25 protein-coding genes and 1 tRNA gene are annotated in these 26,215 nt (G+C 65.1%); 12 read left to right on the plus strand and 14 right to left on the minus strand.

Going from position 1 to position 26,215, the window contains the following annotated elements; translation table 11 throughout:
• Positions 1-15: 15 nt before the first annotated feature.
• Positions 16-1,962, minus strand: coding sequence for a sensor histidine kinase (locus tag D6B98_RS23730; RefSeq protein ID WP_126259328.1), 1,947 nt, complete (start codon positions 1,960-1,962; stop codon positions 16-18).
• Entirely contained in the window at positions 1,959-2,642 is a 684-nt protein-coding gene (locus D6B98_RS23735) for a response regulator transcription factor (RefSeq protein WP_164718843.1), read from the minus strand. The genes D6B98_RS23730 and D6B98_RS23735 overlap by 4 nt, the downstream gene beginning before the upstream one ends.
• A gap of 364 nt (positions 2,643-3,006) precedes the next feature.
• Here D6B98_RS23735 and D6B98_RS23740 point away from each other — a divergent pair, with 364 nt between their 5' ends.
• Together D6B98_RS23740 and D6B98_RS23745 are read left to right on the plus strand one after the other, a co-directional pair.
• Entirely contained in the window at positions 3,007-3,747 is a 741-nt protein-coding gene (locus D6B98_RS23740) for a LuxR family transcriptional regulator (RefSeq protein WP_126259330.1), read from the plus strand.
• A 337-nt stretch (positions 3,748-4,084) separates the two neighbouring features.
• A complete protein-coding gene (locus D6B98_RS23745) occupies positions 4,085-6,313 on the plus strand; it encodes a fused MFS/spermidine synthase (RefSeq protein WP_126259331.1) in 2,229 nt (742 codons plus the stop codon).
• A 36-nt stretch (positions 6,314-6,349) separates the two neighbouring features.
• Here the strand turns inward: D6B98_RS23745 and D6B98_RS23750 are convergent, their stop codons facing one another.
• Together D6B98_RS23750 and D6B98_RS23760 are read right to left on the minus strand one after the other, a co-directional pair.
• A complete protein-coding gene (locus D6B98_RS23750) occupies positions 6,350-6,577 on the minus strand; it encodes a hypothetical protein (protein WP_126259332.1) in 228 nt (75 codons plus the stop codon).
• Positions 6,578-7,383: 806 nt separating this feature from the next.
• Positions 7,384-7,468: transfer RNA gene (locus D6B98_RS23760), tRNA-Leu, on the minus strand.
• 155 nt (positions 7,469-7,623) lie between these two features.
• Between D6B98_RS23760 and D6B98_RS23765 the strand changes: the two genes are divergently transcribed.
• A complete protein-coding gene (locus D6B98_RS23765) occupies positions 7,624-8,166 on the plus strand; it encodes a disulfide bond formation protein B (RefSeq protein ID WP_126259334.1) in 543 nt (180 codons plus the stop codon).
• Positions 8,167-8,287: 121 nt separating this feature from the next.
• Here D6B98_RS23765 and D6B98_RS23770 read toward each other — a convergent pair whose 3' ends face one another.
• Positions 8,288-9,376, minus strand: a complete 1,089-nt coding sequence (locus D6B98_RS23770) for an AbrB family transcriptional regulator (protein WP_126259335.1) — start codon at positions 9,374-9,376, stop codon at positions 8,288-8,290.
• Positions 9,377-9,474: 98 nt separating this feature from the next.
• Positions 9,475-9,786 (minus strand): PsiF family protein, encoded by a 312-nt coding sequence (locus D6B98_RS23775; RefSeq protein WP_126259336.1) that lies wholly within the window; start codon positions 9,784-9,786, stop codon positions 9,475-9,477.
• A 203-nt stretch (positions 9,787-9,989) separates the two neighbouring features.
• On the opposite strand from D6B98_RS23775, the gene D6B98_RS23780 reads away from it, so the two are divergent.
• On the plus strand, positions 9,990-10,481 hold the full coding sequence (locus D6B98_RS23780) for a hypothetical protein (RefSeq protein WP_126259337.1): 492 nt from the start codon (positions 9,990-9,992) through the stop codon (positions 10,479-10,481).
• 146 nt (positions 10,482-10,627) lie between these two features.
• On the opposite strand, the gene D6B98_RS23785 is transcribed toward D6B98_RS23780, so the two are convergent.
• Positions 10,628-11,176 (minus strand): TetR/AcrR family transcriptional regulator, encoded by a 549-nt coding sequence (locus tag D6B98_RS23785; protein ID WP_126259338.1) that lies wholly within the window; start codon positions 11,174-11,176, stop codon positions 10,628-10,630.
• Positions 11,177-11,379: 203 nt separating this feature from the next.
• On the opposite strand from D6B98_RS23785, the gene D6B98_RS23795 reads away from it, so the two are divergent.
• Together D6B98_RS23795 and D6B98_RS23800 are read left to right on the plus strand one after the other, a co-directional pair.
• A complete protein-coding gene (locus D6B98_RS23795) occupies positions 11,380-11,865 on the plus strand; it encodes a PaaI family thioesterase (protein WP_126259339.1) in 486 nt (161 codons plus the stop codon).
• Positions 11,866-11,924: 59 nt separating this feature from the next.
• A complete protein-coding gene (locus D6B98_RS23800; protein ID WP_126259340.1) occupies positions 11,925-12,584 on the plus strand; it encodes a DsbA family protein in 660 nt (219 codons plus the stop codon).
• 75 nt (positions 12,585-12,659) lie between these two features.
• On the opposite strand, the gene D6B98_RS23805 is transcribed toward D6B98_RS23800, so the two are convergent.
• The 3 genes from D6B98_RS23805 to D6B98_RS23815 all read right to left on the minus strand — a co-directional run bounded on the left by D6B98_RS23805 (position 12,660) and on the right by D6B98_RS23815 (position 15,013).
• Positions 12,660-12,866: a hypothetical protein gene (locus tag D6B98_RS23805; RefSeq protein WP_126259341.1), complete on the minus strand. Its 207-nt coding sequence runs from the start codon at positions 12,864-12,866 to the stop codon at positions 12,660-12,662.
• Between the two features lie 82 nt (positions 12,867-12,948).
• Positions 12,949-14,019 carry a dienelactone hydrolase family protein gene (locus tag D6B98_RS23810; protein ID WP_126259342.1) on the minus strand — a complete coding sequence of 357 codons (1,071 nt, stop codon included), beginning with the start codon at positions 14,017-14,019 and terminating at the stop codon, positions 12,949-12,951.
• Positions 14,020-14,041: 22 nt separating this feature from the next.
• Positions 14,042-15,013 carry a S1C family serine protease gene (locus D6B98_RS23815; protein ID WP_126259343.1) on the minus strand — a complete coding sequence of 324 codons (972 nt, stop codon included), beginning with the start codon at positions 15,011-15,013 and terminating at the stop codon, positions 14,042-14,044.
• 287 nt (positions 15,014-15,300) lie between these two features.
• Between D6B98_RS23815 and D6B98_RS23820 the strand changes: the two genes are divergently transcribed.
• The 6 genes from D6B98_RS23820 (at position 15,301) to D6B98_RS23845 (ending at position 22,602) form a co-directional block, all read left to right on the plus strand.
• Positions 15,301-16,719 carry a M20 family metallopeptidase gene (locus tag D6B98_RS23820; protein WP_164718816.1) on the plus strand — a complete coding sequence of 473 codons (1,419 nt, stop codon included), beginning with the start codon at positions 15,301-15,303 and terminating at the stop codon, positions 16,717-16,719.
• Between the two features lie 261 nt (positions 16,720-16,980).
• Positions 16,981-18,771, plus strand: a complete 1,791-nt coding sequence (locus D6B98_RS23825) for a peptide ABC transporter substrate-binding protein (RefSeq protein WP_126259345.1) — start codon at positions 16,981-16,983, stop codon at positions 18,769-18,771.
• A 28-nt stretch (positions 18,772-18,799) separates the two neighbouring features.
• Complete coding sequence (locus tag D6B98_RS23830; RefSeq protein WP_126259346.1) at positions 18,800-19,759, plus strand: ABC transporter permease; 960 nt, start codon at positions 18,800-18,802, stop codon at positions 19,757-19,759.
• On the plus strand, positions 19,725-20,642 hold the full coding sequence (locus D6B98_RS23835) for an ABC transporter permease (protein WP_126259347.1): 918 nt from the start codon (positions 19,725-19,727) through the stop codon (positions 20,640-20,642). Before D6B98_RS23830 ends, D6B98_RS23835 begins: the two co-directional genes overlap by 35 nt.
• Positions 20,642-21,637, plus strand: a complete 996-nt coding sequence (locus D6B98_RS23840) for an ABC transporter ATP-binding protein (RefSeq protein WP_126259348.1) — start codon at positions 20,642-20,644, stop codon at positions 21,635-21,637. The genes D6B98_RS23835 and D6B98_RS23840 overlap by 1 nt, the downstream gene beginning before the upstream one ends.
• Positions 21,634-22,602, plus strand: coding sequence for an ABC transporter ATP-binding protein (locus D6B98_RS23845; protein ID WP_126259349.1), 969 nt, complete (start codon positions 21,634-21,636; stop codon positions 22,600-22,602). The genes D6B98_RS23840 and D6B98_RS23845 overlap by 4 nt, the downstream gene beginning before the upstream one ends.
• A 33-nt stretch (positions 22,603-22,635) precedes the next feature.
• Here the strand turns inward: D6B98_RS23845 and D6B98_RS40080 are convergent, their stop codons facing one another.
• The 4 genes from D6B98_RS40080 to D6B98_RS23860 are packed head-to-tail and all read right to left on the minus strand — an operon-like array spanning position 22,636 to position 26,186.
• A complete protein-coding gene (locus tag D6B98_RS40080) occupies positions 22,636-22,809 on the minus strand; it encodes a hypothetical protein (protein ID WP_164718817.1) in 174 nt (57 codons plus the stop codon).
• Positions 22,806-24,206 carry an amidase gene (locus tag D6B98_RS23850; RefSeq protein ID WP_126259350.1) on the minus strand — a complete coding sequence of 467 codons (1,401 nt, stop codon included), beginning with the start codon at positions 24,204-24,206 and terminating at the stop codon, positions 22,806-22,808. Before D6B98_RS23850 ends, D6B98_RS40080 begins: the two co-directional genes overlap by 4 nt.
• 31 nt (positions 24,207-24,237) lie before the next feature.
• Positions 24,238-25,587, minus strand: coding sequence for a TRAP transporter large permease (locus D6B98_RS23855; protein WP_126259351.1), 1,350 nt, complete (start codon positions 25,585-25,587; stop codon positions 24,238-24,240).
• Positions 25,584-26,186 carry a TRAP transporter small permease subunit gene (locus D6B98_RS23860; RefSeq protein ID WP_126259352.1) on the minus strand — a complete coding sequence of 201 codons (603 nt, stop codon included), beginning with the start codon at positions 26,184-26,186 and terminating at the stop codon, positions 25,584-25,586. The genes D6B98_RS23855 and D6B98_RS23860 overlap by 4 nt, the downstream gene beginning before the upstream one ends.
• Between the last annotated feature and the right edge of the window lie 29 nt (positions 26,187-26,215).

Raw genomic sequence — 26,215 nt, forward strand, 5'->3', positions numbered from 1 at the left:
CGGGGAGGGGGCCTTTCAGCCCGCAGCCATGTCGCTGTCGGGAAAACGCTGCGGCAATTGCAGCCGCACGCGCGTGCCGGACGAATCCGAGCTCAGGTCGAGCACGGCACCGCAGCGCGCGGCGCGGCTTTTCATGTTGCGCAGGCCGCGCGCGGTCTGGCCGTTGCGACCGGCCTCGCCATTGCCGGCCGGCGCGAAGCCGTGGCCGTCGTCGGTCACGCTGATCACGCCGTACGGCCCCCGGCCTGCGTCGAACGTGTCGATGGTGACCGCGATGCGGCGCGCCTGCGCATGCTTGACCGCATTGGTCACGGCCTCGTCGAGGATGCGCACGATCTGGATGACGTGCCATGGCCGCAGTTCCGGATGCAGCGGCACGCCTTGCGGCGTCGCCACGCGCCAGTCGAGCGTGATGTCGTGCGGCCGCAATTGCGCCGTCGTGCGCTCGCGCCAGGAGCCGAGGGCGAGCATCAGGTCGCCGCCGATGTCGTCCATGGAATCGATGACGAGACGCAGATCCTTCAACGCGGCACGGGCCGCATCGGTGATCATCGCGCCCTCATGGCCACGCTCGGAGAGCGCGACGATGCTGACGAGCTGGCCGCCGAGGCCGTCATGCAGGTCGCGCATCAGGCGCGTGCGCTCGTTGGCGAGCGCGGCGGCGCGGGCGCGCTCCTCCTCGCGGGCAAAGCTCGCCTTCAGCCGTTCCTCGGCCTCGCGCACCCGCGTCACGAGCTGGCCGGCAAAGCTGTCGACCTGGTTCAAGGCGCGGGCGAAGCGCCAGGTCAGCCCGGCCCCGATCGCGACCAGCATTGCCGAATAGGACAGGCGCGAGACGAAGATGCGATCGTTGGACACGATCTCGAGCACCGTGAGCATGTCCTGGATCCAGCAGGTCAGCACGATGGTGACGGCGCATCCGATCGTGAAGCTCGCCGCGTCCTGCCGCCGCACCACCGCTGTTGCCGTGATGCAGGCCATCAGGACCAGGCAAAGCCCGACCGTCGGAATGCCGAGCACCAGGAAGAGGATGCGCGGCAGCGGCGGGCCCCCGATCAGCCCGACCACGAACACGACGATTCCGGGCACGAACAGCAGCGTGCCGTAGCGCGGCCAGCGCCAGCCGAAGAACAGCACGCCGAACACGACGATCAGCGCGCTCTCGATCGGCGCGGAGGCCAGCAGCACGGCGGCGAGCCGCGACGTGGCGGCCGGCGGCACCGGCGGCGGTGCGAACGCCTGCACCACGCCGAGCACCATCGCCGCGGCCAGCACGCCGTAGACCGGCTCATGACGCCGCATCAGCCACATGATTGCGAGGATGACGGCGAGGATCGCCTGCCAGGCCGAGAACACCACCGGCAGCGTGACGAACAGCAGCGTGCGCGTCTCATAGGCCGGACGCAAGGCGACGTCCGGGCCGACATAGACGGTATCGAGAAAGCCCTTGAGCGGCCCCCACACGAACAGCCGCACCGTGATCTCGTTGCCGCCCTCGCGCAGCAGCGAAGCGGGAATGGCCGCGATCTGCGGCGTGTTGCGATCGGGCCGGTTGGCATTGGCGTCACGCCGGGAGTCGAGCACGACGACGCCGTTGACGGCGACCTCCACCGCGTTGCTGAAGCGCGGCAGATAGACCGACCAGCCCGAGGCGGCATCGGCGCCGGGGAACGTGAAGGCGCCGGTGTAGAACGGCGGGTCGGCCAGGGAGTAGCGCGACGACGTGAAATGCGGCAGCGTCACCGGGCGGATCAGGCCGTCTTCCCGCGCCGAAAAATCGCTTACTGCGAAGTCTTCGGGATCGCTCGGCTGCAGCTGCCGAAGCCCGAGGATGGTGACGATCGCGATCAGGGCCTGGAGCAGCAGATAGGGCACGAGGCGGGAGGCCAGCAGCCGGCGCCGCGCGGGTTTGGCCGCTGCCTTCGGTGCCTTCGTAGGTGCCTTGGCTGCGATCTCGCTCACAGCTTGATCAGGCCCTGCTGCACCGCCTCGAACACCGCCTCGCTGCGCGTATGCACCTCGAGCTTGCGGTAGATGTTCTTGATGTGGCCGGGCACGGTCTGCCTGGACAGGCCGAGATGGCTCGCGATCTCGGCATAGCTGAAGCCCTTGGCGATGCCCCAGAGGATGTCGATCTCGCGCGGTGTCAGCCTGGCGGTGTTGAGCGCGGGGCCGGGCGGCGGCTCCGCCGAATTCTGCGCGGCGCCCTGGGTTCTGCGCACGATGAAGCGGGCGATCGAGGCCGAGATCGGCGAATGGCCGGCGACCAGATCGCGCACCGTGGTGGCGATGTCGGTGGGAAAGGCGTCCTTGAGCAGATAGCCGGTGGCGCCGACCGTGATCGCGGAGATCACGCTTTCCTCGTCGCCGAGGGCCGAGATCACCATGATCTCGGTGTCGGGGAAGCGCTGCCTCATCTCGCGGATCAGCTCGATGCCGTGGCCGTCGGGCAGCCGCAGGTCGGTCAGCAGCACGCGCGGCGCGCCGCCGGCGAGGGCGGCACGGGCTTCGCCGAGCGTGCCGGCGCTGCGCACCTCGTAGCCGGCCTTGACCAGCGCATCCTGAAGCCGCCAGCAGGTCGGCGCGTCGTCCTCGACGAGGAGGATGGTAATCATGTCACCCGTCTCGCCCTGTTCGGTCATGATCATGGTCCCGCACCCGCGTGTCCCCCGCGGCGCAAGGGCAAGTTTAGCCGCAGCGGGGATGCCGTGACACCCATAATCATGGGGGCGGGAGTGGCACGGTCGCGAGGGCAGCGCGGAGCGTCGGTTGCACCCGGGCGAGCGCGCGCCCTCATGGTTCGCGCTGCACTCGGGGCGTGGAAGGGGTCAGCTCTGCCCCTGATGTCGGTCCATCGCGGCGGCTCGTCGGACGTCAGGGTTGGGCCAATGGCAGACGCTGGGCGGGCGACGGAGATGTGAGCGTACTGACCTACCCGCTCGACTTGCAACGGCCTATACTTGCCGACCTTAGGTGTAGGTCGGACGCGTTCAGAAGGGAAGCCAGATGGATCGGCGTGTCGCTAATATCCGCCGTAACGCGTTCGAGTTCGTTGAGAACATCCAGCGCGTTTCCTCGACCGGCGAGATTATGGATGCGCTAGGTTCGGTGTTGAGCCAGCATGGCTGCGACTATTTCTGCTGCACCTTTGTCGTCCCGATATCGATTGAGCGCCGCCAGGAGGGCGTGCTTGCTGAGCGACTACCGGCCGGGTTTCTAGATCTCTACCACGAAAGGAAATACGTATACGACGATCCGGCTCTTCGCTACTGCAAGACGACGATGCGGCCATTTCGATGGTTCAGGGAAGCGCCCTATGATGCCGAGCGCGAGCCGCGCGCCGTCGAGGTGGTGCAGAGTGCCCGCGACTTCGGCATGCTCGATGGCTTCGTGATCCCGGTAGTCTCGCCTGCAGGCCGGATGGGTCAGGTATGGTTCGGAGGTCGGACGCTCGATCTGCCGCAGGACCAATTGCCAGCCCTGCACCTCATGGCGATCTATGCATTTGACCGAAGCCTCAAACTTCATGGCTCGCCCGCCCAGCACCAAGCAAGCCTGACATCGCGTGAACGGGAAATCCTGACATTGGCCGCCAATGGCAAGTCAAGCTGGGAGATCGGCGTGGTGCTTCACATCAGCAGCCGAACAGTCAAGGAACACATCAAGAATATTTGTCGAAAGCTTGATGCAGCGACCCGCACCCAAGCTGTGATGATCGCTGTTCGCGACAAGATCATTGAACCATGAAGCCGCCACGCGGAGCTGAGCATATGCGTCCGCTATGGGGCCAAAACCGTCGGTCTGGCGCTCGGCCGCGAACGTCCGGTCTGCCCCTCTGAACGGCCCCGTCGCGGCACCGCATTAGCAGCAGCGAAGGGCCGGGAGCTGACCTTCGGTGTCCGCGATCGACCGCTGGTACACGTACCAAAGTGGGCGTTCTGATCAGCTGTTCATCATGGCTTAACCCTGCGCACCGAGTTGCCGGATTGGGCCGTCAATCCAGCCTCGTTCAGCCGACCAACCGCAACCTTTACTTACCTTTCTCTTGCAGGTTGCGGGAGCGTGGGAGAAGGGATCCATTGAAATGACGGCTGTCGAGTTGCCCGCGGATGCGCCAGCGCAGAGATTCGCCGCGCCCCGCGTCCGCGTTCTCTGCATCCTCTTCTTCTTTTCCGGTTTCCCGGCGCTGATCTATCAACTGACCTGGCAACGAAGCCTGTTCCGGATCTTCGGCGTCAATTCGGAATCAGTCACGATCATCGTGACCGCCTTCATGCTCGGGCTCGGGCTTGGCAGCCTGTGTGGCGGCTGGATATCCCGACGCACCAACGTCAAGCCGTTGTTGCTGCTCGGAGTGATCGAGCTTGCTACCGCCGCATTTGGATTGGCCTCACTCCAGATCTTCGAGCAGGTGGGCGCTATGGTGGCAGACCTGCCGCTGCCCGCCCTTGCCGCAATCAACCTCGTCCTGGTGCTGCTGCCGACCCTTCTGATGGGCGCAACGCTGCCGATCCTGGTCTCATATCTGGCACGAATGACCGGCCAGATCGGCGACGCCGTCGGCACACTCTATTTTGTCAATACGCTCGGCGCCGGCGCCGCGTGCCTTGTATGCGCCACCCTGATCTTCCCTTTTCTCGGCATGCATGAGGCCGTCACGATTGCGGCTGGAATCAATCTCGCGGTCGGCGCCGGTGCGATCGCGGCGCACATCCTCTCTGGTCCCGGCGCGAGCCCGGACTCCCAGACGTCGACCAAGGCTCCCGACACCCAGCCAATCCTTGGCATGGGTCCTGTCGTCCTGCTCGCAATGACGGGTGGGTTCATCTCGTTGTCCTACGAGATCTACCTGTTCCGCGTGATGTCGTTTGCCTCGGGATCGAGTTCGCTGGCATTTGCGATGACGCTCTATGCTTTCTTGACAGGAATCGCGGTCGGCGCTCGAAAGGCCGGACAGTCCTGCAGGACGCTCGCGCCGCAAGATGCGTTGCGCCAAGCCGCGCGCGATCTGATCTGGGCCAATGTGTTCGGCGCGATGTTCCTTCCGTTGATGGCACAATTGGCATGGGTCGGCGCCGGCGTGATCGGCATCGCCGTCGCGATCACCTACCTGATCGCGCGGCAGTGGGGTGCGCTGCTCCCCTATCTTTCGCAATTCGGTATCGCGACCGACGAACAAGTCGGTCAGCGGACGGCGCTGCTGTATTTCGCCAACATCGCGGGCTGCGCCAGCGGGGCGATCCTCACCGGCTTCGTGCTGACGGACTATCTTGGGATCAGACAGATCGCGGCGATGCTGCTCGTCGGTGGCACGATGGCCGCGCTTGCATTGATTGCGCTTGGCCAGACCACGGCGCAGGAGCGCAATCGTCTTGGTTATCTTGCCATCGCTGTTCTCGTCTTCGGCCTCGGCGCAAGCGCCTTGTTGAGCCAACGGCTGCTGGAGAATCTGCAGGGAAAGACGCTCGCTGATCACGATTTCCCGCATATTGTCGAGAACCATAGCGGCATCATCACTGTCGATGCCGACGGCACCGTCTTCGGCAACGGCATGTATGACGGCCGCTTCAACACGGACCTGAAGTCCGATCGCAATGGCATCATCCGGCCGTATGCGCTCAGTCTCTTCCACCCCGCACCGCGACAGGTGCTGATGATCGGTCTCTCATCCGGTTCATGGGCTCAGGTCATCGCCAACAATCCCGACGTGGAATCGCTCACGATCGTCGAGATCAATCGCGGATATCTCGAGTTGATCGCAAAGCACGAGGATGTCAGGTCGATCCTGAACAATCCCAAGATCAGGATCGTCGAGGACGACGGACGCCGTTGGCTCCGGCACCATCCCGACGCACGTTTCGATGCGGTAGTCTCCAACACGACGTGGCATTTCCGCGCCAACATCACCAATCTGCTTTCGTCGGAATTCCTTGGCCTTGTGCAGCAACACCTGAAGCCCGGCGGAATTTTCTTCTACAACACCACCAATTCGCGGCGAGCGCAGCGCACAGGCTGCACCGTATTTTCCCACGGCGCCCGGTTCTTGAACCATATGGTCCTGTCGCAGACCCCGATCGCGTGGGATCATGATCGCTGGCGACGAACGCTGGAAACTTACAGCATCGACGGCAAACCCGAATTTGCTTCCGATGACGCTGATCGCGCTCGGCTCGATGCACTGATAGCCGACTTCCGTCAGGATGGCCCCACGATCGAACCATGTCCGCAGCTGCTGGAGGCTACCACCGGCCAAGCCCTCGTTACCGACGACAATATGGGCACCGAGTGGCGCTACTTTCTCGGTTTGGAGTGACTCCGCCTCCGCGGCGGAGTGCGCATCCTCGCCGCCTCACGAAAGATCAACCCGCGGCGGCGGATAGCGCCGGGCCAAAATCGACAGCGACAGGTGCCGTTCGTCTTCTGGCAACTCGAGGTACGCCAGCACGAGCGGCCGCTTCCAGTCACTGACGCCGAAATCCATCGTCATCCATTTCTGCGGCTCGGGTCCCTCGAGCCCCCGCACCCAGACGAAATAGCGGGGAAGGTCGTCGGCGTCCGTCGTGCGTCTCCTGGCCATCAAACTGTCCGCTGCATCAGGTCCGTTGCGAGAGAATATAGGGTGGCGCGGCGAAGTCGAACGCCTCCGGGGAGCGTAATCTGTCCTCCCCGTCATTGCGAGGAGTCGGAGCGAGGCCTGTCTGACCGCTCTCGTCGCATCGGCCTCGGAAATTCTGCTTGACCGAAATTCGGAAATATCGTAGCTTTGCGCCATCCCGGCCCATGGATAAGGGGCGTTTCGCGATCGTCACGATACGCGGGCCGGGTGGCGGTGGACGTGGAGCGCATCGGCGCGGCGGCAATTGCAGGGCGGGCTTGGCCCGTGAGCGGTTGACCGGCGCACACACGACCGGTGCGGTTCCAGCGTACGGCAAAAGCGTGTGGTCCTGACGCCCGGGGTCTGTGCGTCAAGGCTTGCGGTGGTGAAGCGGCCCGACCGGGCGCGCGCACCGATCATCCGCAGGACGACGGGGGCAATAGTGCATCGCTCCCCGGGGAGAGCGCGCCATAAGCCGTCAAACCACTGCGCAGGGAAAGGCCGGGATGTCCGGGCTGCCCTGTATGCCGCTGTGCATCTGTCTTCGCGCAATCTGCGCACAGCGGACCGTGGGTGCCAGCCGGCGCCCGGCCTTCCCTGCGCCCTTTCCAAGCAAGGGGCGTCGCGAGAAGTCCAAAGCTCGGGCGTCAGCGCCGCGAGAGCGTAGAAGCGTGTCTTGCTGCTTGAGTCTGGCGGAGAGAGCCCGTCTACGGGCCAGGACGCCCCGGAACACCAATCGCCTTTCAGCTTTGCGTGGCCGCGCCATGCGAAGCCCGAAGGGCGAAGCGTGGTGCCCCTGGCCGGAATCGAACCAGCACTCCTTGCGGAACTCGATTTTGAGTCGAGCGCGTCTACCAGTTCCGCCACAGGGGCCCTCGGTCGGCCCTTGAGGGGAGCGTCGCGAAGCCGGCGGACTATAGCCATGGACAAAGCGGGGTCAACCCGCGCCAAAGTGATGTCTGCCGTTCTCGACAGCTGCCTGGACCGGGGCTAGAGGCTAGGCCACGACCCATCCGAACGAGGCCGCCGTGACCACCCGGAGTGCCGCAATACCTGCATTCAGGCCGGGGGCCGCGAGCCCCGCGCTGATGGCCTCACTGCTCGTCACGCTGATCGCGGCTGCGACCATTGCGGGCGCCTGGTTCTTCCAGCTCGTGCTGGAAATCCTGCCCTGTCCGCTCTGCCTGGAGCAGCGCTACGCCTATTACCTCGCGATTCCGCTCGGTGCGCTCACGGCTTTTGCGGCGAAGAATCGCGCGCCGCGGCCGCTGCTGCTGGCGGGGCTCGCGATCCTCGCGCTGGCGACGCTCGCCAATGCCGGCCTCGGCGCCTACCATTCCGGCGTCGAGTGGGGTTTTTGGAAGGGGCCGACCGATTGCAGCGGTCCCGTCGTCAATCTCGGCAATGCCGGCGATCTCTTTTCACGGCTCGACACCGTGAAGGTGGTGCGCTGCGACGAGGTGCAGTGGCGCTTCCTCGGCCTCTCGCTCGCCGGCTACAACGTGCTGATCTCGCTGCTGATGGCCGCGATCGCCGCGTGGGGATTTGTGGCGACGGCGAAGCGTTCGTAGTTGCCGTAGGGTGGGCAAAGGCGCGCTCTTCGCGCGCTGTGCCCACCGCCATTAACGATTGAGAGAGATCGTGGGCACGGCGCAAGTGCGCCTTTGCCCACCCTACAAGAGCGGCGCTCTGCTAATCGTCCACGTCGTCCTGCGTGCGCCCGAACAGATGCACGATGCCCGGCGTTGCGATGGTCACGAACACGAAGCGCGACAAATGATGGGCGCCGACGAAGATCGGGTCGATGTGCAACGTCAGCGCCAGCGCCAGCATGGCGTCCATCGCGCCCGGCGCGAAGGCGACCACGATGTCGGAGAACTTGACCTGCGTGGTGAGCGCGACGATGCCGACGAAAATGGCGGAGACGGCGATGGCCACGGCAAACGAGCCCAGCGCCGCGTTGATGTGGCCGGCGAGCGTCTTGATCCGCATCCGCGCGAAACGGCTGCCGATCAGCGCGCCGATGCCGACCAGCGCCACGCCGCGCACCCAGTCCGGCAGGCCGCCCTCGACCCAGCCGGCGCCATGCAGCGCGCTGGAGGCGAGCATGGCGCCGAACATCCAGCTCGCGGGAAACTTGATCAGCCGCAACACCAGCGCCATGGCCAGCGAGGCCGCGGCCAGCTCCACGAGGTCGAGCGGCGAAGCGATCGTCGTCGTCGTCAGCGACGGCGCGGCGGAGGGGACCACGCCCGCGATCGCGAGCACCATCGGCAGCGCCGCGGTGAGGATGATGACGCGCATGGTCTGCACCACCGCGATGCCCGGCAGGTCGGCGCCGCGCTCGACGGCCAGAATCGTGATCTGCGACAGCGCGCCGGGGCTGCCGGCCAGCAAGGCCGAGGTGCGGTCCCAGCCGTGGATGCGCTGGAGGTAATAGCTCGAGCCGAAGGTGGAGCAGAAGGTCGCGAGCGCGAGCAGCCCGATGGTGAGAGGATAGGCGCTGACCTGCTGCAGCAGATGGCGCGAGACCACCGAGCCCAGCGAGATGCCGAGCAGCACCAGCACGATCTGGGTCAGGAGCGGCGGCAGCGACAATTGGCGGCCGGCGATGGCGGCGATCGCGACCGCGATCATCGAGCCCGAGATCAGCCCGCCGGGAAGCCCGGCGAGGAGAAACACGAGGCCTCCGGCGGTGCCGATGACGAGCGTCTCCGCCGTGCTCAGGAGCCTGGCACGGCTCGGCCACTCGAACGGCAGGGAGGCGGTGATCTGCTTCACGCCGCCTTATCGCAAATCAGCACGAGGCGCACAATTGCAGGCTCGTCATGCCGCAATGCGTGCGCCTCTCGCGGACACGAGAGGAGGACGCGAGGGGATTATTTCTTGTCGGCGGCGGCCGGGGCGGCGGCCGGGGCGGCGGCCGGGGCGGCGGGCGCGGCGGCGCCGGCCCTCGCTTCCTTCTTGCACTCGCGACGGAATTTCTTGCGCTCCTTGCCCTTCAGCCCCTTGGCGTCCGCCTGCTTGGAGCATTCGATCGACTCGGCCGTGCGCTCCTTCGTTGTCTTCGTAGCCGCGGCATCGGTCTTCGCGTCGGTCTTGGCGGCCGGCGCGGCGGTCTGCGCGAAGGCGGTGCCGGTGACGAGCAGGGAGGCGAGGGCGATTGCGGCGAGGCGAGAGGCGAGGGTCATGGTGTTGCACTCATCTTGCGAGATTGCGAGGGTTGCGAACGTCGGCTCGCCTTGCTGAACGCGACATGAATAATCCGAACAAGGCGCTCACTATATTTTGGCAGCAAACGCCGTCGCGTTCTTGTCGCAGATGGCCGGCACGCTAGGATAGCAATTGTTATTTCACTGCCCCATCGGGGGCAGTTCAACGAGGAGACCCAGGGATGACCATCCAATCGAAATTGCTGTGCGCGATTGCTCTGTCGGGATTTGCCGCGCTCACGCTGTCGGCGCCGGCGCAGGCGCTGACCGCGCAGGAGTGCAGCGCGAAATACCAGGCGGCCAAGAAGGACGGCTCGCTCGGCACCATGAAGTGGAATGATTTCCGCAAGGCCCAGTGCGGCGCGGATGCGACGCCGGCCGCTGCGCCGACCGCGGCTGCGCCCGCCGCTCCCGCGGCTCCCGCCGAGCCGAAGCAGGCGAAGAAGGAGGCGGCCCCTGCCGCCGCGCCGACCTTGCCGGCCGGTCCCGCCATCTATCCGAACGCGGTCGATCCGAAATATGCCAAGGAGACCCCCGGCAAGGCGCGCCTGCACACCTGCGTCGACCAGTACAATGCCAACAAGACCACCAACGGCAATGGCGGCTTGAAGTGGATCCAGAAGGGCGGCGGCTATTACAGCGAATGCACCAAGAAGCTGAAGGGCGCCGCCTGAGCCTGGACGTGATGCCGAGGCCGGGGCGACGCTCCGGCCTCTTCGTCTAAAGCGCGATGAGATGAGGAAGAATCGTCATCGCGCTTTAGGTTATTGTTTGAGCATGATCTTTCGGAAAACCGCTGCGCACTTTTCCGGATCATGCTTTAGTCCAGCAGCTTCTCGGCCGACTTCGCCACCAGCTGCGACCGCTTGCGCGGGCCGCGCTCGACGAACAAGAGGCTCTGGCCGAAGATGAAGCAGTAGAACAGGAAGGCCTGCGCCTCGGCCTCCTCGGCCGCGAGCCCGGTGGCGCAATAGAGCTCGGCGACGTGCTTGAGCCGCGCGGTGTCGACGCCGGCCACTGCCTCCGCGGCGTTCTCGTCCGAGCGGGCCCATTGCCGGATCGCGAGCTCGATCGCCATGGCTTCCGGATTGAGCCGCTCCGAATAGAGCTGGATCACGGCCTTCAGCCGTTCGCGGGGCGTCTGACCATCGAGGCGCGTCTGCTGCGCGATCGACGCCGCGCGCCCCTCGCGCCAGCGTTGCAGCATGGCATCGAGCAGTGCCGCGCGGTCGGCGAAGCGGCGGTAGAAGCCGCCCTTGGTGACGCCGAGATTCTTGGCGAGCACCTCGACCCTGACACCCTCGACCCCCGCGCGGGCGAGCTCGGCAAACCCCGCCTCGACCCAGACATCGCCCTTGCCGTCGCTCATGAAGGAAGTCTCCCGGATCTTTGATACGGTGCCGTATTGCTACCCCGTCGCGCGCTTGATACGCTACCGTATCAAGGCCAGAAACTCACAAAGGCAGGGGGAGCGTGCACATGGACCGAAGCCAGCGAAAATCGGCGCCTTGCGCCGATGCCGTCCGCGAGATCGCCTTGGGGCGTCTCGCCGAGCGGGCCGAGGCCTGAGCCATGGCTGCGTTCGAGCCGAAGAACCCGGGCTATCGGGCGGCGTCCATCGCCTTGTTCGATCGCCAGCCGGCGATGCACACGCTCGGCATCGTGATCGTCCGCCTCGCACCGGGCGAGGTCGAGCTGGCGATGCTGCATTCGGCGGCTTTCACCCAGCAGAACGGCTTTGTCCATGCCGGCATCATCACCGCCGGGCTGGACAACGCCTGCGGCGTTGCCGCCTTCTCCTTGATGCCGCGCGAGGCGGACATCCTCACCGTCGAGTTCAAGACCACGCTGCTTGCGCCGGCCCGGGGCGAGCGCTTCGTCTTCAAGGCTGAGGTCGTCAAGTCCGGCCGCACGCTGACCTTCTGCGAGGCCAAAGCGTTTGCCGAGCATGAGGGCACGACCACGCTGATCGCCACAATGACCGGAACATTGATGGCGATGCTTCCGCGCATTCACGCGGCTGGTGCGATGACATCGCCGCCGCGACACTCTATATGACCAGTAACAATTCCCGGTCCCGACCGTATTCGGGAAGATGGAACCGAACGGGACGAGATATGGCTGGATCTGGAAATAAGGGCCTTGTGCCGACGCGGCGCGCGGCGCTGACGCTGATCGGAGCGGGCGCCCTCGCGGCAGGCCACATCACCCCGGCACTGGCAGCCGCCGGTGACGACGAGGTGCTGACCGAGGCCAAGGTGCTGCGCGACCCCGACACGCCCGTCGCCGGCAATCCCAATGGCAACATCACCATCGTCGAATGGTCCGATTACAACTGCCCCTATTGCCGCAAGGTCGAGCCCGAGCTGCGCCAGGTGGTCCAGGACGACGGCAAGGTGCGGCTGGTGCTGAAGGACTGGCCGATCCTTGGGCCGGTCTCGGTCACGGCGGCGCGGTCCGCGCTCGCGGCGAAATTCCAGGACAAGTATCACCAGGCCCATGACGCCCTGATCGGCGTCAGCTCGCGCCTGACCGAGCCGCGCATCAACGAGTTGCTGGCGTCGGCCGGCGTCGACATGGACCGGCTGAAACGCGATCTTGCCGGCCGTGGCAGCGACATCGATGCGCTGCTCAAGCGCAACAATGATCAGGCCGAAGCCTTCGGCTTTCGCGGCACCCCGTCCTTCATCGTCGGCAAGTACCGCGTGCCGGGCGTGCTCAGCATGGCCGAGTTCGAGCAGGTCATCGCCGATGCCCGCAAGGCCAAGATGAACTGACGCGCAGCGTTGATCGCAACCAACACAAAGGCGCCGCCGTGGCGTTCACGACGGCGCCCTGTTCATGATGCTGCGTTACTTCGACGAGATCCGGACCCAGTCCTTGTGCGCACGATCGCGCAGCGCATCCCAATCCGCCTTGGCGACGTCCCAGTTCACGATGGTGCGATTAGTGACCGCGACCTGGCCATTGGCGACAGAGGACGTCTGCATGGAATCATAGACATAGACGCCGCCCGCGAGCAGCAGCGCGCCCAAAATCATTCCGAAAAAAGTCTGCATGGCGAACCTCCGGTGACGGGCGATAACGTCGGCCCGGTCAGATGGTTCCCTCAGCACTGCGGCGCGGATAAGGAGAGGTCGTTCATCCCGCATTCAGCCACTGCACCAGCTCCGCGTTGATCTCGCGCGGATAGGTGTGGCTGAGATCGTCGATCTCGCGATAGGTGACGTCAGCGCCGGCGGCTGCGAGCGCCGCTTGCGTCTGGCGCGCGGTCTGCACCGGAAACATCCAGTCGAGCTTGCCGTGAGTGATGAAGATCGGCAGCCCCTGCAGGCGCGTGGCGTTCGCCATCTCCGCCATCAGCGGGTGGAAGGTTGCGGACACCGGCGCCAGATGGGTGAAGGGCGAGGCACCGTCGAGCCCGCTCACGTAACAGAAGGTGCCGCCGTCGCTCATGCCGGTCAGCAGCATGCGCGAAGCGTCGACGGCCCAGCGGCTGCGCACGGTCTCCAGGATACGCATGAGATTGGGCGTGTCGGCATCATCCCCCATCAGCGCCCAGGTCGTGCCGGTCGCGGTCGGCGCCACCAGGATGGCACCACAGCTGCGGGCGTCGCGCAGCCAGCTCCACAGGAAGCCGCGTCCGTTGCCGCTGCCGCCATGCAGCGCCATCACCAGCGGCATGGCGCGATCTCGTGTGTAATATTCGGGCACGTAGACCGAGAAGCCGCCGCGGCTGCCGGGTTCGTTGTGATTGTGGAAGATGCCGGTATCTTCGCTTGCGCCGGCTTCGAGCCGAGACAGCACGTCCGCATTGTCGCGATTGGCGGCGTTGAGGAAGAAGTTGCTCACCGGCGGAAACTGCACCGCCAGCGGATAAAGCGCCTCCTGTGCGCGCGGCAGATGGCGCAACGCGCGGAACACCGCGACGAGATCGCCGTTGCCGCGCTCGACCTCGCGGATGCCGGCAAAGGCGGCGAGCGTCTCGTCGCAGGCCGTATCGAGCCGCACGCGCAGGCCGGCGAACTGGTCCGGCCAATCTCCGGTCGAAGCCCGTGCCGTCCGCAGCGCCTCGTCCGGTGCGCCGACCGCGTTCATCACGGACGCAAAGGCCGGCGGATGCAGATGCCGGGCGAAGAACCCGAGCGCCTCCAGCGCATTGAGCAGCGGCGGCAGCACGGCCACGATGTCGTCGATCACGGCCTCGCTCATCGCGGCTTCCTTCAAGGGAAAGTCAATGCAGCTTCGGCGCCTTCAGCAGCTTGAAGCGGTCGGTCGAGGCCACCGTGACGTCGAAGGTGACGCCTTCGTGGTGCACGGTGAGCGGCACGTCGACGCCGGCGGCGCCGAGCGCCCACATCTTCTTGTAGAACGCGGTCTGGCCGGTGACCTTGTCGCCGTCGACGGCGAGGATGACGTCGCCGGCCTTGAGCTCGGCGCGCGCGGCCGGACCGTTGGCGGAGATTCCGATCACCACCACGCGATTGTCGATCTCGGTCGAGTAGAGCCCGAGCCAGGGCCGCGCCGGCTTGTTGACGCGGCCGAACTTGCGCAAGTCCTCCAGGATCGGCTTCAACAGGTCGATCGGGACGATCATGTTGACGTGCTCGGCCTTGCCGCCGCGCTCACGCTCCAGCTGAAGCGAGCCGATGCCGATCAACTCGCCGCGCTCGTTGAGCAGTGCGGTGCCGCCCCAGTTCGGGTGCGCGGGATAGGTGAAGATGGCTTCATCCAGCAGATATTCCCAATAGCCGGCGAATTCCTGCTTGGCCACGATCTGGCTCGCGACCGAGCGCGTGCGGCCGCCGGCGCCGCCGACCACGACGCGGTCGCCGATCCGGGTGTCTGCCGAGTTGCCGAGCGGCAGGGGCTCGACGTCAAGCTCACCGAGCGCCTGCACCAGGCCGAAGCCGGTCTCGGAATCGAAGCCGAGCGCATGACCCTCGACCACGCGTCCGTCGGCGCGGTGCAGCCACACCGATTCCGCCTCGGTGATGAGATAGCCGATTGTGAGCACCAGGCCGTCGTCGATCACGACGCCGTTGCCGGCGCGTTCGGTGCCCAGCGTCTCGGCGCTGAAGGCGTCCGGCGGGATGATGGCGTGCAGGCCGACGATGGATCCAAGTGCGCGGTCGAGGTCGAAACCGTAGTCGCTCGCACGCGGCTGATTGGCCGGCGGCACTCTCCATTCGGTCAGGGTGGACATGGAGTTTCTCCTGGCTGAGAACATCGCTGCCGTGCTGGCGGAACGACGCACGATGCATGGACAATTTAGGCCGGGAGAGGGCGTCTTGAAAGCCTCGTTCCCAACTATTCGCGAGAGCGCCGCGTGAAATCTTCGAAAGGCACAAAGGCACCTCGCGCGCCGGCGGCGGGGGGCCCCCTCAATCCGGCATGCGCCGCATGGCTGGTGTCCGGCGCGGTGCTAGGCGCCGTGCAATGAAGCTGCTAACCATTGCCGCTTCGTTTGACCAAGGGATCACGGATCGAAGCATGGATAACCGCAGCGACATCTGGCGTGGCGTCGACACGATCAAGGCGCGTTTCATCGACCTCAGCGACAGGGTCTGGGGCATGCCCGAGGTGTGCTACACCGAGGCGCGGTCCGCCGCCGAGCATCTCGCCGAGCTGCGTCATCAGGGTTTCCGCGTCACCGAGAACGTCGCCGGCATTCCGACCGCGGTGATGGGCGAGTGGGGCGAGGGCGGTCCGGTCATCGCCTTCATGGGAGAATATGACGCGCTGCCCGGCCTCAGCCAGGAAGCGGGTGTCGCCGAACATCGTCCGGTCGAAGCTGGCGGGCACGGCCATGGCTGTGGTCACAACCTGCTCGGTTCCGCCGCGCTGCTCGCCGCGACCGCGGTGAAGGACTGGCTCACCGAGAACAAGGTGCCCGGTCGCGTGCGTTATTATGGCTGCCCGGCTGAAGAAGGCGGCGCGGCCAAGGCGTTCATGGTGCGCTCCGGCGCGTTCGAGGACGCCGACATCGCCATCACCTGGCATCCGCACAGCTTCTGGGAGGTCGCGGTGACGCCGTCGCTCGCCAACACGCGCGCGGACTTCATCTTCACCGGCCGGACCTCGCATGCCGCGGCCTCGCCGCATCTCGGCCGTTCCGCGCTCGACGCGGTGGAATTGATGAATGTCGGCGTGAACTACATGCGCGAGCACATGCCGAGCGACGCGCGCGTGCACTACGCGCTGCTCGATACCGGCGGCATCGCGCCGAACGTGGTGCAGGCCCACGCGCGGGTGCGCTATTCGATCCGCGCCCGTGATCTGCCCGGCATGAACGAGCTGGTCGAGCGCGTGTCCAAGATCGCGCAAGGCGCGGCGCTGATGACCGAAACCAAGGTGGAGATGAAGATCATCTCCGCAGTCTCCAACATCCTGCCGAACGCGCCGCTGGAGCAGGCGCTGCACCGGGTCATGGAAGAGCTCGGACCGCCGCATTTCGATGATGCTGACAAGAGCTTTGCCGGCCAGATCCGCGCGACGCTGAGCGACAAGGACATTGCGTCGGTCTATTACGCGATCGGCATGGAGCCGACCGATCGGCCGCTGGCCGACTTCCTGGTGCCGCTCGATGCCAAGCGTAACCCGCTGGTCGGTTCGACCGACGTCGGCGACGTCAGCTGGGTGGTGCCGACCGTGCAGGTTCACGCCCCCACGGTTGCGATCGGCACGCCTTTCCACACCTGGCAGGTGGTGGCGCAGGGCAAGAGCCCGCATGCCCACAAGGCCATGGTGCAGGCGGCCAAGGCGATGGCCGATCTCGGCATCAAGGCGCTGACGGATCCGGAACTGATCAAGGCGGCCAAGGCCGACCTGAAGAAGCGGACGGCGAGAACACCGTATGTCTGTCCGCTGCCGGATCACGTCGAGCCGCCGCTCGACATGTCCATCGCGTAGAATTTTGCCTCGATACTTCGTCTGATCGGACGAACAAATTTTCCGCAGTGCAGCGAGCAATCCAGCGTGTTTTGATGCTGGATTGCCGCACGGATGGGCTGCGGAACGCAGTTTTGCCCAACAGACAGCCAGAAGACCGTTTGCATACACACGGTCCCAGTTGACGCGCCCCCCATTCAGTGTGCCATCTACTGCCAGCTATTTGGGCGGCCGCCTCTGTCGGCCGTCTTCGTCACGATGGGAACCAGACGGGGGACAACCATGCTGGATAAAGAACTGCGTTCGATGATCGGCCAGGTGAAGGATGGGCGGATGGATCGCCGCGCCTTCATCAAGCGCATGGCCGCGGTCGGTCTCACCGCCCCTCTGGCCAATCAGATCCTCGCGCTCGGCGGCGTCGCCATGGCCGAGGGCGCCTCGACCTACAAGCCGACCAAGCGCGGCGGCGGCGGTGCCCTGAAGCTGTTGTGGTGGCAGGGACCGACCTTGCTCAATCCGCATTTCGCCACCGGCACCAAGGACCAGGACGGCTCGCGCCTGTTCTACGAACCGCTCGCCTGCTGGGATCCGGACGGCAACATGAAGCTGGTGCTGGCGGCGGAGATCCCGTCGATCCAGAACGGCCTGCTCGCCGCCGACGGCAAGTCGGTGACGTGGAAGCTGAAGCCCGGCGTGAAATGGCATGACGGCAAGCCGTTCACGGCCGATGACGTGGTGTTCAACTGGGAATACGCCAAGGACCCGGCGACCTCCGCGATCACCATCGGCGTTCACCGCGACATCGTCGTCGAAAAGATCGACGATCTCACCGTGCGCATCAACTTCCCCAAGCCGACGCCGTTCTGGGCCGAGGCTTTCGTCGGCGCTCCGAACTGCATCATCCCCAAGCATCTCTTTGCGGATTACAAGGGCAGCAAATCCCGCGAGGCACCGAACAATCTGGCGCCGGTCGGCACCGGCCCCTATAAGTTCGTCGAGTTCAAGCCGGGCGATCTCGTCCGCGGGGTGCTCAATCCCGACTACCACATGCCCAACCGCCCCTATTTCGATACCCTCGAGATGAAGGGCGGCGGCGATGCCGTCTCAGCGGCGCGCGCGGTGATCCAGACCGGCGAATATGACTTCGGATACAACATCCAGGTGGAAGACGACGTCCTTCTGCGGCTTGAGAAGGGCGGCAAGGGCAAGGCGATCTACGCCGTCGGCGGCGACACCGAATTCATCGCGCTGAACTCGACCGATCCCAACACGGAGGTCGACGGTGAACGCTCGTCGCTCAAGACCAAGCATCCGCTGTTCTCCGACCCCGCCGTGCGCAAGGCGCTGTCGCTGCTGGTCGACCGCGAGTCCGTCAAGAAGGCGATCTACGGCCGCGCCGGCCGCACGACGGCCAACTTTCTCAATGGCCCCGAAAAGTTCGTGTCCAAGAACACGAGCTGGGAGTTCAGCATCGAAAAGGCCAGCAAGATTCTGGATGACGCCGGCTGGAAGCCGGGCGCGGACGGCATCCGCGAGAAGGACGGCAAGAAGCTGAAGCTGCTCTACCAGACCTCGATCAACGGACCGCGCCAGAAGACCCAGGCCATCGTCAAGCAGGCCTGCCAGAAGGCGGGCATCGAAGTCGAGCTGAAATCGGTGGTCGCCACCGTGTTCTTCTCATCCGACGTCGGCAATCCCGATACCTATCCGAAGTTCTACGCCGATATGCAGATGTTCCAGATCCCGATGAGTCAGCCGGATCCCTCGCAGCACATGCGCCGATACGTTTCGGCGAACGTGGCGACCAAGGAGAACAAATGGCAGGGCCAGAATTTCCCGCGTTACGTCAACAAGGAGTATGACCAGACCATCGAGGCCGCGGAAGGCGAGATGGATCCGGTCAAGCGTGCCTCGCTCTACATCAAGGCCAATGATCTGCTGATCCGCGACACCGTGTTCATTCCGGTGCAGCACCGCCTCAAGGTGGAAGCTGCGGCCAATAACCTGCGTTGCATCATCAGCGGCTGGGCGAACGAAACCGACAACCTGTTCGATTGGTACCGGGAGGAATGATCGCGCAGACATAGACGGGATTTTCCCCATGAGTCAGTATGTCTTGCGTCGCCTGTTGATCGCCGTTCCGAGCCTGCTGGGCATTTCGCTGGTGCTGTTCGTGGTGCTGGCGCTTGCCCCGGGCGATCCCTTTTCGGAGCTGACGACCAATCCGAACGTGCCGCCGGAAGTGGCGGCATCGCTTCGGGCCAAGTTCGGTCTCGATGATCCGATCTATCTCCGTTACCTGCACTGGCTCAACGCCATGCTGCACGGCGACTGGGGTTTCTCCTTCGTCAGCCGGATGGACGTCGACCAGCTGATCCTCCAGCGCCTGCCGGCCACGCTCTACGTGATCGGCTCGGCGCAGCTCCTGGCGCTGCTGATCGCGATTCCCGTCGGCGTCTACGCCGCGACGAAGCCCTATTCGCTGTTCGATCAGGTCGCGAACACGCTCGCCTTCGTCGGTTTCTCGCTTCCGACCTTCTTCACCGGCATTCTGTTCATCCTGATCTTCTCGATCACGCTGGACTGGCTGCCGTTCGTCTATACCACCGACATCAAGGCGACCGGCATCCGCTGGGTGCTGGAAATGATTCGGCAGGCGATCATGCCGGTGGCGGTGCTCGGCCTGTTCCAGGCGGCGTCGATGACGCGCTTCGTGCGCTCGGCGATGCTCGACGTGATCCGTCTTGATTATGTCACCACGGCGCGCGCCAAGGGCCTCGGCCAGGCCAAGGTCATCGTCAAGCACGTCATGCGCAACGCCATGATCCCGGTCGTGACGCTGATCGCCTTGCAGATGCCGGCGGTGTTCGGCGGCGCGATCGTCACCGAGCAGATCTTCCGAATCCCCGGCATCGGCTCGCTGCTGATCTCTTCCATTCTTTCCAACGACACGCCGGTGGTGATGGCCGTCACCTTCGTCTTCGCGTGCCTCGTCGTGCTGTTCAACCTCATCGCGGACGTGCTTTATGGCTGGCTTGACCCTCGCATCTCCTTCCGCTGAGCGGCGCGTCTACTCGCCCTGGCGCGAGACGTGGCGGCGCTATAGCCGGCACAAGCTTGCGGTGGTGAGTGCGGTGCTGCTCCTCATTCTGATCCTGGCAGTGGTGCTCGGTCCCTTCGTCTGGCGCGTCAAGATCGACGACATCGATATCGTTGCGGGCATGCAGGGGCCCTCGCTGGCCCATCCCTTCGGCACCGACGATCTGGGGCAGGACATCCTGGCCCGCATGATCTATGGCGGACGCATCTCGCTCGCGGTCGGTCTCGCCGCCATGCTGGTCTCGGTCCTGGTCGGCGTGCTGATCGGCGCGCTCGCCGGCATGTCGCGTGGTGCGCTCGGTCACGGCCTGATGTGGCTGACCGACCTGTTCCTGTCGCTGCCGCAACTGCCGTTGCTGCTGCTGCTGATCTATCTGTTCCGCGACGGGCTGAAGCAGACGTTCGGACCCGAGGGCGGCATCTTCATCCTGATCGTGCTCGTGATCGGAGGCCTGCGCTGGATGCCGGTGGCGCGGCTCGTGCGCGCGCAGTTCCTGTCGATCCGCGAGAAGGAGTTCGTCGAGGCTGCACGCGCGCTCGGCGCCAGCCCGGTGCGGCAGGTGGTGCGGCACATCCTGCCCAATGCGCTCGGCCCCGTGATCATCGCCGGCACCATCGACGTCGCCGCCGCGATCATCGCGGAATCGACCCTATCTTTCCTCGGCCTCGGCTTCCCGCCGGACACCCCGACCTGGGGCCGGCTGCTGTACGACGCCAAGGACTTTCTCGACATCGGCCCGCACTGGGCGCTGTTTCCGGGCGGCGCGATCTTCATCGCGGTGGTCGCCATCAACTTCATCGGCGACGGTCTGCGTGACGCGCTCGATGCGCGACGGGTGATCTGATGGCGCCGCTGCTCGAGATCAAGGGCCTGAAAACCCACTTCTCCACCGACGACGGCATCCTCCAGGCCGTCGACGGCGTCGATATCTCCATCAACCGCGGCGAGACGCTCTGCGTCGTCGGCGAGTCCGGCTGCGGCAAGACCGTCACCGCGATGTCGATCCTGAAGCTGATCGCGATGCCGCCGGGGCGGATCGCGGCAGGCCAGATCATCTTCGAGGGCCGCGATCTGGTGCCGCTGACCAGCAATCAGCTCGACGAGATCAGGGCCAAGGAGATCGGCTTCATCTTCCAGGAGCCGATGACCTCGCTCAACCCGGTGCTCACCATCGGCGAGCAGATCGCCGAAAGCCTGCGCCGGCACGAAGCGCTGACCAGGAAGCAGGCGCTCGAGCGCACCATCGAGATGCTGAAGCTGGTGCAGATCCCGAACGCGGAGGGCCGCGTGCACAATTATCCGCATCAGTTCTCGGGCGGCATGCGCCAGCGCGTGATGATCGCAATGGCACTCGCCTGCAAGCCGAAGCTGATCATCGCCGACGAGCCCACCACGGCGCTCGACGTCACCATCCAGGCCCAGATCCTCGATTTGCTCCAGGACATGAAGGAGCGTTTCGGCATGGCGGTGATGCTGATCACCCATGCCATGGGCGTCGTCGCCGAAACCGCGCAGCGCGTCGTCGTGATGTATGCCGGCAAGGTGGTCGAGGAAGCTCCCGTAGACGATCTGTTCGGCGATCCCCGCCATCCCTATACCCAGGGCCTGATCCGTTCGATTCCGCGCATCGATCTCGACAGCGAGCACAAGACGCGGCTGGAGGCGATCGGCGGCTCGGTGCCGATCCTGATCAATCCGCCGGTCGGCTGCCGCTTCGCGCCGCGCTGCAAGTTCGCCATGAACGTCTGCACCGAGAAGGAGCCGCTGCTGCGCGAGATCGCGCCCGGTCATCGCATGGCCTGTCACTTGGGAGATATGAGCGTGGGAGCTGCGTCATGAGCGAACCCTTGCTCCGCGTCAGCGGCCTGAAGAAACACTTCCCCGTGCTCGGCGGCCTGTTGTCGCGCCAGGTCGGCACCGTCTATGCGGTCGACGGCGTGTCGTTCTCGGTCAACCGCGGCGAGACGCTCGGTCTCGTCGGCGAATCCGGTTGCGGCAAGTCGACCACGGGTCGCTGCGTGCTGCGCCTGATCGAGCCGACCGACGGCGAGGTCACCTTCGACGGCCAGGACGTGCGTCAGCTCAGCGGCAATGATCTGCGCGCGATGCGGCGCAACATGCAGCTGGTGTTCCAGGACCCGTTCGCCTCGCTCAATCCGCGCATGACGGTCGGTGCGATTCTCAGCGAGGCGCTGATCATCCACAAGCTCGGATCCTCGGCAAAGGAGCGCGAGGAGCGCGTCGCCAGCCTGCTGGTCAAGGTGGGGCTCAAGGCCGAGCACATGCGGCGCTATCCGCACGAATTCTCCGGCGGCCAGCGCCAGCGCATCGTGATCGCGCGGGCGCTCGCGGTCGAGCCGAAGCTGATCGTCTGCGACGAGCCGGTATCGGCGCTCGACGTGTCGATCCAGGCCCAGGTGATCAATCTGCTGGAAGACCTCCAGGCTGAGCTGAACCTCACCTATCTCTTCGTCGCGCACGACCTCTCGGTGGTCGAGCACATCTCCGATCGTGTCGCGGTGATGTATCTCGGACGCATCGTGGAGCTGGCGAAGGCGAGCGATCTCTACCGCAATCCGCAGCATCCCTACACCAGGGCGCTGTTGTCGGCGGTGCCGGTGCCCGATCCCAAGCTGAAGCGCGAGCGCATCCGCCTCAAGGGCGACGTGCCGAGCCCGATGAAGCCGCCGTCGGGCTGTCACTTCCACACCCGCTGCCCGATCGCCCAACCGCGTTGTGCGGAGAGCGCGCCGGTGTTGAAGGAGGGGGCGGGCGGGCACTTCGTGGCGTGCCATCTGGCCTGATGTTGCCGCGCGAGAACGATTTTGCGCCGGCGCTCAGCGAGGCGTGCCGTTCGTCGTCTGCAGTGACTGGACGAAATCGACCACCGCCAGAATCACCACGCCAACCACAATGACGATGAGCGGAATGGCCTTGATCCAAACCACCAGAAACCCAAGAAATGTCATCATAAGCGCGAGGCCGATGAGTCCGGTGATCAGATTGGTCATCGCACTTTCCTTTTCTCCGCGCGGGGAGCCGCGTTCGTGCCGGCGCTTGGGACGTTGCGCCGAGCGCTGCCGCGAGTGCGCCCGATATTCTTGACGAGCCAGCACGCCGTGCGCAAGAGGCGGGCATCGTTGCTGCGGCGGCCGACGAGCTGGACGCCCAGCGGAAGGCCGGCTTCCGAACGCATCAATGGCAGGCTGATGGCGGGTACGCCGAGATAGGTCCAGAGCGTGCAGAAAACCGGGTTGCCGGTCGTTTCAATGCCGGGAGCCGCACCCGGCGCCGCAGGCGTCAGGACGGCGTCGTATTCGTCGAAAATGTGGTCCAGAGCCTGGTTGAGCGGCGCAATCCCGGCCAGAGCGCTGCAGTAATCCACCGCGAGATGCGCGCGGCCCCGCTCGATCGCCTGGCGTAGAGGCGTGCTCAGCTTGTCGCCGCCTCGCTGGTAGTCGCGCCGCAGATTGTGCGCCATATCAACTTCCATGATGATACGGTGCATATCGACGGCTCTATCGAAGCTCGGCCCAAGCTCGACTTCGCTGCACGCCTCGCCCAAAGCCTCGATGAGCTCAGCAAAGGCCTCACGGGCCACTGGCTCGGCCTGATCCCAGACCGGAGAGCGCACGAAGGCAAATCGCGGCGGCAACGGCGGCTCGCTCGCCGCTACCGCAGAGAATGGCGGGCGCGCAACAGGCCGCGTGTCCAAATCCTCCCGGTCGAAGTCGACCATGACCTCGGACAGCAGGGCCACGTCCTCCACGCTGCGCCCGAACACGCCGACATGGTCGAGCGTGCGCGACAATTCGAGCGCGCCGCTGCGCGGAATGAGGCCATGCGAGGGCTTGAAACCGACCACGCCGCAGAAGGCGGCAGGACGGATCACCGAGCCGTTGGTCTGCGAGCCGACAGCACCTGGCACCATCAGCGCCGCGACGGCCGCGGCGGAGCCGGAGGACGATCCGCCGGGCGTGTGATCCGGGTTGTGCGGATTTCGGGTCTTGCCCGGATTGTAGTACGCGTACTCGGTGGTCACCGTCTTGCCGAGGATTACAGCGCCGGCCGCCCGCAGACGCGCCACAGCCGCCGCATCGCGCCGCGGCGTGCGTCCGGCCCAAAGCTCCGATCCGAATTCCGTCGGCATGTCGCCGGTGTCGAAGATGTCCTTGATGCCCACGGGCACGCCATGCAGCGGGCCTATAGCCTTGCCGTGCTTACGATGATCGTCAGCAGCCTCGGCCTGCCGCATCGCGTGGTCGCGATCAAGAAATGCCCACGCCTGGATATCGCGATCGACCTCGTCGATGCGCTTGAGGCAGTCGCCGACGAGCTCCGCGGAACTGAGCCGGCCGTCGCGGATGCCGGCCGCAGCTTCCATGAGGCCGAGCGCGTTGAGACTCATGCGCAGCCTTTCGGCGGTTTGCCGGGCGCGCTCATCGCGATCCATAGAGATAGTTGGGCAACCACAATGCGATCCCCGGGAAGATGTAGACCAGTGCCATGGTGAAGAAGACCAGGCCGACAAAGGGAAGCGCGCCGGAGAAGATGTCAGTCAGCTTCACCTGAGGCGGCGCCACGCCCTTCAGATAGAAGGCTGCCATCGCGACCGGCGGCGTGTTGAACGCCGTCTGCGTGTTCAGTGCCACCAGGATGCCGAAGAAGATCGGATCGATGCCGTATTGGGGCAGCAGCGGCAGGAAGATCGGCACGAAGATGATGATGATCTCGGTCCATTCCAGCGGCCAGCCGAGCAGGAAGATGATCACCTGGGTCAACAGCAGGAACCCGATCGGCGACAGGTTCATCGCGGCGAAGAACTGCTCGACCACGGTTTGTCCGCCGAGGACGGCAAACACCGCGGAGAACGTCCACGACCCGATGAACAGGTAACAGACCATCGCGGTGGCACGCACGGTCAGATAGACCGATTCGCGCATCATCGTGAAGTTGAGCGAACGATAGGCGGCGGCCAGAACGATGCTCATGAGGGCGCCCACCGCGGCCGCCTCGGATGGCGTCGCCAGGCCGAACAGGATCGCACCGAGCACCGAAACGATCAGTAACGCCAGCGGCAGGAACGACGTGGCGAGCGCCCAGATCACGGTGCCGAGCGGCACGTTGGTCTGCTCGGGCGGCAGCTTCGGCGCCAGCGCGGGATTGATGATCGCGCGCGCCATCGCATAGAGGACATAGAGTCCGGCCAACAGGAACCCGGGAAAGAAAGCGGCCGCATAAAGCTTGACCGCCGAAACGCCGGCGGTTGCCGCATAGACGATCAGCAGAATGCTCGGCGGAATCAGGATGCCGAGGCAGCCGCCGGCGCAGACGACGCCTGCCGACAGCTTGACGTCGTAACCGGCGCGCAGCATCGCCGGCAAGGCCAGCAGGCCCATCAGCGTGACGACCGCGCCGACGATGCCGGTCGCGGTCGCGAACATCGCGCAGGTGATCAGCGTTGCCACCGCCAGCGCGCCCGGCACGTTCTTCATCGACAATTGCAGCGAGTAGAACAGGCGGTCGAGAATGTTTGCGCGCTCGATCAGATAGCCCATGAACAGGAACAGCGGAACCGCAACCAGCACATCGCTGGATGTGACCTCGAACGTCTTCTGCACCAGAAGCGTGAAGATGCGGTTCTGGAAGAAGTCCTGACCGGGGGTGTAGTAGGCATAGTAGCCGAACGAGACGCCCATCGCCATCAGCGTGAACGCGATCGGGAAGCCGAGCATGATGATGAAGATGAAGAGGCCCAGCATCAGCATGCCGAGTTGAGGATCGGTCATGCGCCTGGTCCCTTCCCGCTCTGCGGCTCAGCCGCGTGCTGCTGATGTTCGCGGATGACGAGGCTCTCGGTCTCTTCCACGTCGTGCAGGCGTTGCGGCCATCGGCCGGTGCGGATGCACAGCACACAGCGAATGATCTCAGCAAACCCCTGCAGAAACAGAAGGAAGCCGGTGAGAGGGATCAGTGCCTTCAGCGGAAACACCGGCACGCCGGCCGGACTGAAGATGCTGACTTCGCGGAAGCGGACCGACATCTGGGCGTAGTTCCAGCCCGAATACATCAGCGCGGCGATCGCCGGCAGGAAGAACAGGATATACAGGACGAGGTCCATCGTCGCCTGGGTGCGCGGCGACCAGAGGCGGTAGACCACGTCGGCACGCACATGGCCGTTGCGCGAGAGCGTATACGCGCCGGCCATCAGGAACATCGCGCCATAGGTGATGTAGCTGATGTCGAAAGCCCAGGTGGTCGGCGCACGCAGCACGTAGCGCACGAAGACCTCGTAACTGACACCCAGTGTGAGGACGAGAATCAGCCAGGCGAACGCCTTGCCGACCCACGTGCTGAGCTCGTCGATGAAGAACAGGAATTTCGTCATGCGAGCTGAACTCGCTGCGAGCAGTACAT

This window comes from Bradyrhizobium sp. LVM 105 (assembly GCF_003957705.1).
Lineage (GTDB): Bacteria > Pseudomonadota > Alphaproteobacteria > Rhizobiales > Xanthobacteraceae > Bradyrhizobium > Bradyrhizobium frederickii.